The sequence below is a fragment of the Dactylosporangium sp. NPDC051087 genome (assembly GCF_055586325.1).
The window spans coordinates 44,341-55,283 of record NZ_JBVJIJ010000032.1 but is presented as its reverse complement, the minus strand read 5'-3'; the positions used below and the strand labels follow the sequence as shown (position 1 = coordinate 55,283).

At 72.7% G+C, this 10,943-nt stretch carries 14 protein-coding genes; 3 read left to right on the top strand and 11 right to left on the bottom strand.

The window, feature by feature from the left end; all coding sequences use genetic code 11:
* Position 1: 1 nt before the first annotated feature.
* Positions 2 to 607: a helix-turn-helix domain-containing protein gene (locus tag ACZ6TV_RS44340; RefSeq protein WP_465305650.1), complete on the bottom strand. Its 606-nt coding sequence runs from the start codon at positions 605 to 607 to the stop codon at positions 2 to 4.
* A 142-nt stretch (positions 608 to 749) separates the two neighbouring features.
* Here ACZ6TV_RS44340 and ACZ6TV_RS44335 point away from each other — a divergent pair, with 142 nt between their 5' ends.
* Positions 750 to 911: a hypothetical protein gene (locus tag ACZ6TV_RS44335; RefSeq protein ID WP_465305648.1), complete on the top strand. Its 162-nt coding sequence runs from the start codon at positions 750 to 752 to the stop codon at positions 909 to 911.
* A gap of 117 nt (positions 912 to 1,028) precedes the next feature.
* Complete coding sequence (locus ACZ6TV_RS44330) at positions 1,029 to 1,508, top strand: hypothetical protein (RefSeq protein ID WP_465305646.1); 480 nt, start codon at positions 1,029 to 1,031, stop codon at positions 1,506 to 1,508.
* 200 nt (positions 1,509 to 1,708) lie between these two features.
* On the opposite strand, the gene ACZ6TV_RS44325 is transcribed toward ACZ6TV_RS44330, so the two are convergent.
* Both ACZ6TV_RS44325 and ACZ6TV_RS44320 read right to left on the bottom strand, forming a co-directional pair.
* Positions 1,709 to 2,647, bottom strand: a complete 939-nt coding sequence (locus tag ACZ6TV_RS44325) for a hypothetical protein (RefSeq protein ID WP_465305644.1) — start codon at positions 2,645 to 2,647, stop codon at positions 1,709 to 1,711.
* Positions 2,648 to 2,675: 28 nt separating this feature from the next.
* Positions 2,676 to 3,182 carry a nuclear transport factor 2 family protein gene (locus ACZ6TV_RS44320; RefSeq protein WP_465305642.1) on the bottom strand — a complete coding sequence of 169 codons (507 nt, stop codon included), beginning with the start codon at positions 3,180 to 3,182 and terminating at the stop codon, positions 2,676 to 2,678.
* Between the two features lie 151 nt (positions 3,183 to 3,333).
* On the opposite strand from ACZ6TV_RS44320, the gene ACZ6TV_RS44315 reads away from it, so the two are divergent.
* Positions 3,334 to 4,272: a TIGR03619 family F420-dependent LLM class oxidoreductase gene (locus ACZ6TV_RS44315; RefSeq protein ID WP_465305640.1), complete on the top strand. Its 939-nt coding sequence runs from the start codon at positions 3,334 to 3,336 to the stop codon at positions 4,270 to 4,272.
* Here the strand turns inward: ACZ6TV_RS44315 and ACZ6TV_RS44310 are convergent.
* The 8 genes from ACZ6TV_RS44310 to ACZ6TV_RS44275 form a co-directional block, all read right to left on the bottom strand.
* Entirely contained in the window at positions 4,245 to 5,219 is a 975-nt protein-coding gene (locus ACZ6TV_RS44310) for a zinc-binding dehydrogenase (RefSeq protein WP_465305764.1), read from the bottom strand. The two genes, ACZ6TV_RS44315 and ACZ6TV_RS44310, sit on opposite strands and share 28 nt — an antisense overlap.
* Before the next feature lie 67 nt (positions 5,220 to 5,286).
* Positions 5,287 to 5,577 carry a hypothetical protein gene (locus tag ACZ6TV_RS44305; protein WP_465305638.1) on the bottom strand — a complete coding sequence of 97 codons (291 nt, stop codon included), beginning with the start codon at positions 5,575 to 5,577 and terminating at the stop codon, positions 5,287 to 5,289.
* A 3-nt stretch (positions 5,578 to 5,580) separates the two neighbouring features.
* Entirely contained in the window at positions 5,581 to 6,669 is a 1,089-nt protein-coding gene (locus tag ACZ6TV_RS44300; RefSeq protein ID WP_465305636.1) for an ABC transporter substrate-binding protein, read from the bottom strand.
* 34 nt (positions 6,670 to 6,703) lie between these two features.
* Positions 6,704 to 7,582: an ABC transporter permease gene (locus ACZ6TV_RS44295; RefSeq protein WP_465305634.1), complete on the bottom strand. Its 879-nt coding sequence runs from the start codon at positions 7,580 to 7,582 to the stop codon at positions 6,704 to 6,706.
* 2 nt (positions 7,583 to 7,584) lie between these two features.
* Positions 7,585 to 8,412 (bottom strand): ABC transporter ATP-binding protein, encoded by an 828-nt coding sequence (locus ACZ6TV_RS44290; RefSeq protein WP_465305632.1) that lies wholly within the window; start codon positions 8,410 to 8,412, stop codon positions 7,585 to 7,587.
* A 56-nt stretch (positions 8,413 to 8,468) separates the two neighbouring features.
* Complete coding sequence (locus ACZ6TV_RS44285; RefSeq protein WP_465305630.1) at positions 8,469 to 9,218, bottom strand: SDR family oxidoreductase; 750 nt, start codon at positions 9,216 to 9,218, stop codon at positions 8,469 to 8,471.
* Complete coding sequence (locus ACZ6TV_RS44280) at positions 9,209 to 9,832, bottom strand: cysteine hydrolase family protein (RefSeq protein WP_465305628.1); 624 nt, start codon at positions 9,830 to 9,832, stop codon at positions 9,209 to 9,211. Before ACZ6TV_RS44280 ends, ACZ6TV_RS44285 begins: the two co-directional genes overlap by 10 nt.
* Complete coding sequence (locus tag ACZ6TV_RS44275; RefSeq protein WP_465305626.1) at positions 9,829 to 10,884, bottom strand: Gfo/Idh/MocA family protein; 1,056 nt, start codon at positions 10,882 to 10,884, stop codon at positions 9,829 to 9,831. The genes ACZ6TV_RS44280 and ACZ6TV_RS44275 overlap by 4 nt, the downstream gene beginning before the upstream one ends.
* Positions 10,885 to 10,943 lie beyond the last annotated feature (59 nt).

The window sequence follows — 10,943 nt, the reverse complement described above, 5'->3', positions numbered from 1 at the left end:
CTCATCGCAGCCAGCCACGCTCGTTGGCGCGTATCAACGCCTCGGTCCGGGTCCGGACACCGATTGCGCGGTACAGATCCTTGAGCAGCCGGAACATGGCCCGCTCCGAGTAGCCGACCTCCAGGGCGAGCCGGCTCACCGTCGACCCGGCGGACAACCGTCGCAGCCACGCCAGCTGCTCGGCGGACGGCCGTCGGCCGGCGGGTTCACCGGCCGGCGTGGCCAGCGCGGCGAGGGCCCGCAGCACGGTGCTCGGCAGCACCGACTCCCCGTCGAACGCAGCCTGGCAGACCCGCCGCACACCGTCGGTGCCGGTTGCTCGGTCCACCACCGACAGCGCACCGGCATGGACGGCCCTGACCACGGCGTCGAGGTCGATGTCGTCGAGCAGCACGACCACGCCGGCGGCCGGCGATTCGGCGGCCTCGGCCAGCATCGTCCAGTCCTGCGCCGACCGCACCGTCAACAGCGCCACGGCCGGCCCTGCCGACCGCAGCCAGGTCGGCAGGTCGTGCGGCATGTCAACGACGTGATCGTCCAGGGCCAGGGCGGCGGCTACCCCGGCACGGAACAGCGGCAGCGGATCGACCACCGCAACCCGGCCCAAGCGCCACCGCCCTCCACAGTCCGGGTATCTGCTTAACAGACATCGAACGGCAGGGGTACGCCAACGCGGACGACGCGCGGGCCGGGCAGAGGCAGGCGGATCCGGTCATGGATGCGCGACCCCGTCGGCCTCTACCGTCGGCGTGATTGCTCACGGCTACCGCGAGGACCACGGCATGACGTTCGACGACGATCAGGCAGACCCTCCGTACGAGGACGTCTGGCTGGAGGAATCTGAAGACGACGAGGACGACGAGGACGACGACGGCAAGAAGGGCAAGGGCAGGAAGGGCCGGAAGTCGTAGCGCGACAGCGGCGCGCCACCCAGGCGGCCCCTATAGTCGTACCCAAGGCGCGGCCCGTGGGCCGCGCCGGCCGTCGCCGTCGGCGGCGGTGTGTCGCTCACAACCGCAAGGACGGCTTTGAGCACTATCGGGGTCACGGGACACCAGAACATCCCCGTCCAGGCGCTCGACTACATCGCAACTGGCATCCGGGATCGGCTCGGTCGACTTGACCAGCCGGTGACCGGTGTCGGCTGTCTCGCGGCAGGTGCGGATCAGCTCTTCGCGACGATTCTGGCGGAGCTTGGCGGTCGGCTCGACGTCGTGGTGCCCTGTGATGACTATGACTCCGCCTTCGATGCGCCGGCTGATGCGGAGCGGTATCGGCTCCTGCTGTCCACGGCGGACTCAGTGGAGCGGCTGCCGTTCGCGGTGCCGTCCGAGGAGGCGTTCATGGCGGCCGGCATCCGCGTTGTCGAGCGAAGCTCGGCGCTGCTCGCGGTGTGGGACGGTCGGCCGGCCGTCGGCTACGGCGGCACCGCCGACGTCGTCGCCCACGCACACTCTCTTGGCCGGCCGGTGCACGTCATCTGGCCCGCCGGCGTCACCCGCGCCTGACATCGCCGGAGCGCCACGTCGACCTGCTCGGTGTGGGCCGCGGTTCATCAGCGCGTCGTCCGTGATCAGCCCGAGGTGCATTGCCGGTGTCGATGCCGTACATCTTCCGGACAGGACGCTGCCGCCCGCCGGCCGGAGCAGGATCGTGCGGTCGGCGACGTCGGCCCGCAGCCCGCTCAGGCGGGCTGCCCGGCCGGCGGTCAGCGGCGCGTGGCGGATCCCAGGAGGGCGTCGATCTCCCGGTCGTAGGCGGCGTCCTCGGTCTCGGCCAGGGCGTGGACGAACTGCCCGTGGCCGTCTTCGACGAGTGCCTCCCGCAGGTGCCTCGGCGGGGCGCCGGCGTCCTTCGGGAACACGTGCACCCAGTCGGTCGGCAGGCCGAGCAGCCGCCCGCCGGTCCGGGTCACCGCGTCCGCGGGGAAGTCGGTGTGCACGAGCGACGGTGCGCTGCCCCGGTACACGCTCGCCGACACGTACGGCCCGCCGAGCGGTGTCAGCCGCCGCAGGCGCAGCACGACGAATGACAGGCCGGCCTCCTGGTACGCCACCCAGCCGGCCGGTGCGTCCACGGTCAGGACCGGCTCGCCGTCCAGCCCGGCCAAGGTCCTCGTCCCGGCCGCCGCGCCGGCGTCGCGGTCGCCCAGGGTGACGGTGGCCAGGGTCCGCGCGGCGAACTCGGCCAGGCCGTCCGGGTCGTCGACGGCGTTCGGCGACACGAACAGCTGCACCCGCACGACGCTCGTGTCGCGGGTCCGGACGAACGCGTCCGCGATGGGCACGGCCCGGCGGGTCACGTCCAAGGGCCGGTAGCCGTAGGCCACCGTGTCACCGGGGAGCGGGACGGGCACGAGCCGCTGATCGGCCGGCAGCGGCCAGGAGGTGGCGACCGCGCCGACGGCCGCCCCGAGGTCACCGGACACGAACTGGAACAGCTCGGTCGCCAGCAGCACCAGACGCTCCCCGTCCAGGTCGTACACGACCCGGGTCTCCGTCCGTCCGGTCGTCGCCACCCCCATCAGCGACTGCGGCCGCGCCTCGGCCCTGGCCCCGTCCGGCGGAGCGACACCCAGCCGTCCGTCGAGCAGCGACAACATCGGTCCCGCCTGGTAGTCGCGGCCGGTCAGTCCAAGTGCTCCCACACCTGTCGACGGTAGTACGCCGCCGTGCTCACCGGGCGAGCAGGTCGGTGCGGAGCCGGTACACGTAGTCGTCCCGGTCGCGGCGGCCGGCCGGGCCGGGGCCCTCGCGCGGGACGAACATGTTGGCCTCCGAGCGGGTCCATTCCCGCGACGCGTAGCGCTCCAGGATGCGCCACTCGCCGTCGCGCTGCTCGAGCAGGTCGACGTAGCGGAAGCCGCTGGTGAAGTTCAGCCGCGCGGAGTCCGACGGGGTGCCCCAGTGCACGGCGGTGCCGTAGGTCTCCGACAGGGCCCGGGTTCCGGCGAACTCGACCAGGTGGTTGGCGACCAGGTGCATCGTGCCGTCGAAGCCGCGCAGCTTCGGCTCGACCCAGGCGACGTACTCCTCGACGGGGCCGTCGAAGCCGGTGTGGTGGTCGATCCCGCCGGGGTGGTAGCACGATCGGACCAGGTCCATGTCGAGGCGGTCGACGCCCCGGCAGTACCGGCAGACCAGTTCCCGGATGGCGGCCCGGTCGGCGTCCTCGTTCGTCATCAGAACCTCCCGCAAACTGTCTGGTGTGGACCCGCTCGGACCTGCACGGCCTGGTGTTTTCCCGAGCCGCACAGGTAAGCTACCAAGCACTTGCTTGGTTAAGGAACCCGTTGGCTGCCAACGGTTTTCCGTGGGTGGAAGTGGGGATGCGATGGCTCGGCTGGGCTTCAACCTGATGGGCGTGGACGAGCTGTACGGCGGCCGCTTCACCGGCATCCTGGAAGCGGCCGGACTGGCCGACCGGATGGGCGTGGACCTGCTGGTGCTGCCCGACCACGTGACGATCAGCGAGCAGGCCCACCGGGACCGGGTTGCCGTCGGCTTCCCGTACCCCATCGAGACCAACTGGTTCGAGCCGCTGACCGCCCTCGCCGCGGTCGCCGGGGTCACCGGCCGGGCCCGGCTCGGCACCAACGTCCTCATCGCACCGATCCGCCCGGCCGTGCTGCTGGCCAAGCAGCTCGCCACGCTCGACGTCATCTGCGGCGGGCGGCTCGACGTGGGTCTCGGGGCGGGCTGGCAGGAGGAGGAGTACCGGACCACCGAGCGGCCGTTCGAGCGCCGCTTCGGCTACCTGGAGGAGCAGGTCGCCGTCTGCCGGGCGCTGTGGGCCGGCGGGCCGGCCGCCCACGCGGGGCAACGGGTGGACTTCACCGACCTGCACAGCATGCCGGTGCCCGTGCAGGGCGCGGATCTGCGGCTGTCGTTCGGCTTCCACCCCACCCCGCGGGCGATCGAGCGGGTGGTGCGCCACGGCGTGGGGTGGTGGGCGGCGCCGATGCCGGTCGAGGAGGTGCGGGCCGCGGTCGCCGCCATCCGCGCCGAGTGCGTGCGGGTCGGCCGGGACCCGGCGACGATCCCGGTCACCGCGGCCACCACGCTGGTCGCGCACGGCAGGACGGCCGAGGAGGCCGGCGCCGCGCCGGTGCTGCAGGAGGCGCGGGCGCTGTGGGAGGCCGGTGCCGACTGCGTCATCGTGCACCCCCTGGCGTTCGTGCGGGCACCGCAGGAGCTGCCGGCGTTCCTGCAGCCCCTGCTCGACGCCCGGGACGCGGTCGCGGGTCACGCCTCGACGACCACCTTGAGCTGACCGGCCCGGGGCGCGGCGGCCCGGTCGTAGGCCTCCTGGACGCGGGTCATCGGCAGCCGGTCGGTGACGTAGGCGTCCAGGATCGACGGGTGCTCGCGCAGGTACCGCTGAGCCAGCCGCAGCACCCGTCCGCGGTCCTTGGTGGTGCCGGCCCGCAGCGTCAGGTCCTTGCGGAAGAACGTGTGCATCGGCACCGGGTAGACCAGGTCGTCGGGCACCCCGAAGTAGTAGACCAGGCCGCCGTCGGCGGCCGCGTCGACGGCACAGCCGAGGGTGCCGACCTGGTGCCCGATCGACTCGACCACCACCCGCGGCCGGTCGGCGGGGGCGAGCGAGGCGACCCACCGGTCGCACGAGGCCCGCACCGGCTCGTCCACCCCGAAGGTCCGTGCCTGTGCCGAGCGGTCGATCCGGTCGACGCCGATCACGTGGGCCGCGCCCGCTGTCTTCAGCACGTGGCTGAACAGCATGCCGATCGGTCCCTGGCCGAGGACGGCGACCCGCTGCCCGGTGACGTCACCCATCCGCTCGACGGCGTAGATGACGCATGCCAGGGGCTGCGCTACGACCGAGTGCGCCGGTGGGAGCGTGCCGTCGTCGGGTACCAGCGAATCGCCTTCGGTGACGACGAGGTCGGCGAGCGCGTCCTGGCCGAGGGCCCAGCCGACCGCGGTGGTGCCGGGTTCGATGCCGGGGTGGCGGGAGGCGACCACGTCGCCCACCACCTCGTGCATCGGGCAGCCCGGCCCGGGTGGCGCGCCGTCCGGGTGGTTGCCCAGCCCGCCCTGCAGCTGGACGGCGCCCTTGAACAGGGGCATGTCGCTGCCGCAGATCGCGCCGGCCCGGACCCGCAGCAGCACCTCGCCGGGGGCGAGCGCCGCCGGGGACGGTGCCGGGACGCGGACGTCGGCGAACGTCGACGGGGCGACGAGCTGGGCCGCCCACATGTCACTCAATGCTGGCTCCCTCGAGAAAGAGGCCGGGCGGCCCTGGGGGACCGCCCGGCAGCGTGCGTTACGGCCGCATGGATGCGACGTAGTTACGGATGACCTCGATGCCGTCGAACAGTTCGGTGAGCGTCCACTCGCGTGGTGCGTCCGGTGCCGCCCGCAGCATCTCCAGGAGGGTCTCCTCGTCGGCGACGTTGGCGATGATCAGCCGGCCCCCGCCGGCCATCGAGTAGAGGCAGTCGAAGGTGCCGTCGGCCAGCCTGGCGGAGATCCAGTCCACGGCCACGTCGGCGATCCGCAGTCCCAGCTCCGGGTCGACCGGGCCGTGGTGGCCGACGGCGAGGAACTTCCGCATCGGCTACGCGGCCAGCGCCGTCTGGCGTGGCATGTCGTCGAACAGCTTGTCGTCGGCCAGGGGTTTGGTGAAGTTGACGATACCGCCGATCTCGGCCCAGGCGGCTTCGATCGGTGCGATGTTGCCGATGGGGAACTTGAAGTCCGGGTCGAACATCAGGCTCGACGGTCCGGTCAGCTGCGCCTCGGTGGCGCCCATCGCCTTGATCAGCCCCTCCTTCACCTGCGGGTTGCTGCGGTAGTCGCCCTGCAGGTAGGTGCGGCTGGTGCGGACCAGCGCCCGTACGATGGCCGCGGCCACCTCCGGCTTCTCGGTGCGGATCTTGCCCATCCAGTAGCTGGTGATGGACGCGGTGAACGGGATGATGAGCTTGTGCCCGGTCTTCTCGGCGGTGGTCCAGACGGGGTCGCTGAGGTTGCCGGCGTCCACCGAGCCCGAGTCGAGCCCGGCCAGCAGGTCGGCGCCGCCGAGCGGCACGATCGTGACGTCCTTGACGGTGAGGTCGCAGGTCTTCAGGTAGGCGGCCAGCTCGACCACGGCGGGGGAGCCGAGGCCGGTGGCGGAGCCGGTGGAGACCTTCTTGCCCTTCAGGTCGGCGCAGCTGAACGTGCCGTCCGGCTTGAGCAGGCTCTTGCGCACGTAGTAGCCCTGGTGGTTGGCGGGGCTCCAGCCGACGCCGCCGCCGATGCCCTTGATGTCGGCGCCACCGGCGATCGCGTTGAACAGCCCGGCGGACGGCGCGGCGGGTGCCACGTCGATGTCGCCCTTCTGCATCAGCACGACGAGGTTGTTCGTCTGCACCAGCTGGATGTTGATTTTGATGTTTTCCTTCTTGAACTCGCCGAAGTGCTCGGCGAGCAGTAACGGCGCATACGCCTCGATGTTGCGGAAGGGCAGCGAGGCGTTGACCGTGACCTCGCTCGGCAGCGGCTTGGGCGCGGGGGTGTTCGGCCCGGTCGGGCCGGGCGCCGGGGCGCTGGTGGCCCGGGTCCCGGTGGGAGTGGAGGTCGGGGTCGAGCCGCCGTCGCCGCAGGCGGACAGCAGCGGGGCGGCAAGCACGGCGACGACGAACAGGGCGGCTGATCGGCGCATTTGCGACTTCCTTACTGGGGGAGGGGAAACCGACTTACAGGAGGTTCCGGTCGCCGCCTTCGATCTCGACGCGAGCCCACGGCAGCACGAGCAGCGACACCCACTTGACGGCATTGCTCAGCAGCAGACCCATGAGGGCGACCGCCACGATGCCGACGTACATCCGGGGCGCCTGGAACAGCGTCCACGAGTACCAGATGAGATAGCCGATGCCCTTGTTCGCCTGGGTGAACTCGACGCCGACCATCATCAGCACGGCGACGCTGACCGACATCCGCAGACCGATGAACATCTGCGGCAGCGCGGCCGGGAACAGGACGTGACGGAAGGTCAGCCACGGGCCGGCCTGGAAGCTCTGCGCCACCTCGCGGTGACCCGGGCTCACCGCCAGGAACGCGGCCATGGTGCTGACCCACATGAAGAAGAAGACGGTCATGCCGATGGCCACGTTCAGGGCCGTGTCGGTGAGGCCGAAGATGAGCAGCAGCAGCGGGAAGATGGCCAGCTTCGGCACCGTGTACAGCGCCGACAGCAACGGCTCGAGGGTGGCGCGGACCCAGCGGGAGGCGCCGAGGGCGATGCCGGCGGCGACCCCGGTCACCACGCCCATGGCGCAGCCGATGAGCACCCGGGTCAGGCTGGCCCAGAGGTGCTCGAACAGCTCGCCGCTCTCGACGAGCTCCAGGGCCGCCTTCCAGACCTCGGTGGGCGGCGGGAAGAACAGCGGGTTGACCGCGCCGCTGGTCGCGGCGACCTGCCACACCACGAACAGCACGACCGGCGCGCCGAAGCCCAGCACGATCTCGACGATCCGGCGCCGGCGGCGGCGGACCGCGGCCCGTTCCGGGGTCGCCGACGCCTCGCGGCGCACGAGCCGGCCGTTCGCCGGTGCCTTCTCCAGAGTCTGGGCCACTGCTACTCCTCTCCCGCCGCGAGCGAGGCCTGGACCTCGTCGCGCAGCACGTCCCACACGTTCTGGTGCAGCTCCGCGAACTCCGGCGTGCGGCGCACGTCGCTGGCGCGGGGCCGGCCGAACGGCACGGTGATGTCACTGACCACCCGGCCGGGCCGGGCCGACACGACGACCACGCGGTCGCCGAGGACGAGCGCCTCCTCGAGGCTGTGGGTGACGAAGATGACGGTGCGCCGGTCCTCTTCCCAGACCTTGAGGAGCACCTCCTGCAGCACCACCCGCATCTGCGCGTCCACGGCCGCGAACGGCTCGTCCATGAGCAGGATCTGCGGCTGTACGGCGAGGGCCCGGGCGATCGAGACCCGCTGCCGCATGCCGCCGGAGAGCGTGGCCGGGTAGGCCTTCTCGAAGCCGCTCAGCCCGATCCGGCGGATCCATTCCATCGCCCGCTCGTTGGCCTCGCGCCGGGGTACCTTCGCCATCTCCAGGCCGAACCGCACGTTCGCGAGAACGGTCTTCCAGGGCAGCACCCCGTAGTCCTGGAAGACCATGGACGTGTCCGCCCGGCCCTCGTCGAGCCAGAGGTCCAGGGTGCCCGCGGTCGGTGGCAGCAGGCCGTTGACGATGCGCAGGAACGTCGACTTGCCGCATCCGGACGGGCCGACCAGGCAGACGAACTCGCCGTCGGCCACCCGCAGGTCGAACGGGCCGAGGGCGTGCACGCGGCTCTTGCCGGTGATGAACTGCCGCTCCACGCCGGACGCGAGCAGCTTGGCGCCCGCGGGTGCCGTCGGCGGGGCCGGCGTCGCTTGCCGTGTCTGTGTGTCCACTGTGCTCCAGGTGTCCTCAGGGGCGGGGTGTCCTCAGGGGCGGGTCGTCCGACGGGTCAGCCGAACCATTGGCCTGCGTTGACGTCGAGCGTCTGCCCGGTCACGCCGGCGGCGGCGGGCGAGCCGAGGAAGGCGGCCACGTCGGCCACCTCCCGGGCGGTCACGAACCGGCCCAGGCAGGTCCCGTCCAGGGCGGTCTGCCGGGCGGCGGGGTCGGCGAAGAACGCCTCGAGGTTGTCCGACTCGATGTAGCCGGGCACCACGGCGTTGACCCGGACGGCGTGCGGGCCGAGCTCCCGGGCCAGGACCTGGACCAGGGTGAGCATCGCCGACTTCACCGCGGCGTAGATGCCGGAGCCGGGGTGCGGCCGGCGCGCGGAGATGGAGCTGACCAGCACGACCGCCGCCGGGCGTCCGCGCATCAGCGGCAGCAGCTCGTACAGCAGGTTGGTGGCCGACACGATGTTGCCGTCGACCGCCGCGTGCCAGTCGGCGGCGGAACGGTCGCCGAGCGAGCCCAGCGGCGGCCGGGAGAACGCGTTGTGGACCAGGACGTCGACGGCGCCGAACCGTTCGCCGATGCGCTCGGCGGCCTCTGCGCAGCGGGCCCGGTCCGTGAGGTCGGTGGGCAGGCGCAGCGCGGACCGGCCGGCCGCCTCGACCTCACCGGCGACCTCGTCCAGGTAGCCGGCGCTGCGGGCCAGCAGCGCCAGGTCCGCGCCGGCCGCGGCGAAGGTCAGCGCGAGCTCGCGGCCCAATCCGGGGCCCACGCCCGCGACGGCGACGGTGCGTCCGGTCAGGTCCATGCCGCCACCACCTCGTCCACTGTGGACAGCGTGGCCAGGTGGCGCAGGCTGTACCGGATGACCTGGGCGGCGTAGTCGGCCGGGACGCCGGCGACCGCGTCGACCGGCACCACCACGCGGTACCCGAGCCCCACCGCCTCCATCGAGGCGCCGAGGATGCCCATGTTCACCGACACGCCGACCAGGACGATCGTGCGCACGTCGAGGCCGCGCAGGGTCGCGTCGAGCTCGGTGCCGGTGAACGGGGTCACGCCGTGCAGCCGCTCGACGGTGACATCGCCGTCCTCCGGCCCGAGCTCCGCCAGCACCTGCGCGGACACCGACCCGGTGCGCAGGTGCTCGGGCATGGCCGCGGCGCGCTCCAGGATCGGCGCGTTCGTCAGGCCCGGCCGTCCGCCGGTCCGGCGGGCGACGGTGGCGTGCACGACCGCGACCCCGGCGGGGCGGGCCGCCGCGAGGAGGCGGCGCACGTTGTCGACGCCACCCCCGGCCCGCAGCTGCTCGCCCAGCTCCGGCACCAGGCTCTCGGGGCCGACGATGCCGCGCTGCAGTTCCATCGTCACGACCGCGGTGCCGGCGGGGCGGACGACAGTGGGGTCGAGTGGCCGGCTCATGAGGCACCTCCGGGCTGGACGGTGATGGCGTGACCCTGCTCGGCTGAGGCCTGGATCGCCTCGACGACCCGCAGCACGGCCAGGCCGTCGGCGAAGGTGGCCGGGCGTTGGCCGCCGGTGCTGCCGTCTTCGAGGTGGCGGTACAGCCAACCGGCGAGACCGGTGTAGGCGGCGATCTCGGCCGCGGTCCACGGGCGGCTGCTGTCGGCCGCGTCCGGTTGCGTCGGTGCGGCGCTCAGGTCGCCGGCCCCGTCGGCGGTCTCGAGGCGGGCCCGGCCGTCCACGATGGACACCGTGCCTGCTGTGCCGGCCACCCGGGTCACCTCGACCGGCGCGCCCCAGACCGCCGCGCACTCCTGGATGATCCCGACCGCGCCGGACGCGGTGCGCAGCAGCACGCTGTAGCCGTCGTCGGCGCCGCCGCCGGGGCGGGGCACCGCCTGGCCCAGCGTGGCCGACACCTCGGCGATCGGGCCGAGCCACAGGTGGAGCTGGTCCAGCAGGTGGGTGCCGTTCGCGCGCAGCCACCCGCCGCCGCGGGCCGGGTCGAACCACCAGCCGGGCGCGCCCGCGCCGGCGTCGGCGAGGATCGGGTAGGACCGCACGACCGTGACCGTGTGCGGCCGGCCGATGCGGCCGCCGGCGATCGCGGCGCGGACCGCCTCGACCGCTGGGTCCCACCGGAACTCGGTGCCGACGAGCGCGACGACACCGGCCGCGTCGGCGGCCTTCGTCATCGTCTCGGCCTGCTCGACGGACAGGGCAAGGGGCTTCTCGCAGATGACGTGCCGCCCGGCCGCGACGGCCAGCCCGGCGAGCTCGGCGTGCGTGTCCGGGGGCGTGGCGATGGTGACGACGTCGGCGTCGGTGGCCCGCAGCGCGGCCTGCAGGGAGTCGAACCCGGCCGGCACGCCGACCCGCGCGGCCCGCCGGGTGGTCCGCTCGGCGTCCTGGCCGACGAGCGCGGCCACCTCGAACCCGGCCGCCCGCAGCGCCGGTACGTGCACCCGAAGCCCGAACCCGGTCCCCACGACGATCGCCCTATGCGTCATGCCGCCACCTCCGCTGCGCTCCGGCGTCGGCCTGACCTGAAGCTGCCACATGATGACCG

What these genes read in the sequence shown, in the direction of transcription:
- ACZ6TV_RS44310 (WP_465305764.1), bottom strand. Translation starts at nt 5,219, where the DNA reads ATGTGGGCGGCCCAGCTCGTCGCCCCGTCGACGTTCGCCGACGTCCGC.
- ACZ6TV_RS44320 (WP_465305642.1), bottom strand. Translation starts at nt 3,182, where the DNA reads ATGACGAACGAGGACGCCGACCGGGCCGCCATCCGGGAACTGGTCTGC.
- ACZ6TV_RS44300 (WP_465305636.1), bottom strand. Translation starts at nt 6,669, where the DNA reads ATGCGCCGATCAGCCGCCCTGTTCGTCGTCGCCGTGCTTGCCGCCCCG.
- ACZ6TV_RS44280 (WP_465305628.1), bottom strand. Translation starts at nt 9,832, where the DNA reads ATGAGCCGGCCACTCGACCCCACTGTCGTCCGCCCCGCCGGCACCGCG.
- ACZ6TV_RS44315 (WP_465305640.1), top strand. Translation starts at nt 3,334, where the DNA reads ATGGCTCGGCTGGGCTTCAACCTGATGGGCGTGGACGAGCTGTACGGC.
- ACZ6TV_RS44275 (WP_465305626.1), bottom strand. Translation starts at nt 10,884, where the DNA reads ATGACGCATAGGGCGATCGTCGTGGGGACCGGGTTCGGGCTTCGGGTG.
- ACZ6TV_RS44285 (WP_465305630.1), bottom strand. Translation starts at nt 9,218, where the DNA reads ATGGACCTGACCGGACGCACCGTCGCCGTCGCGGGCGTGGGCCCCGGA.
- ACZ6TV_RS44305 (WP_465305638.1), bottom strand. Translation starts at nt 5,577, where the DNA reads ATGCGGAAGTTCCTCGCCGTCGGCCACCACGGCCCGGTCGACCCGGAG.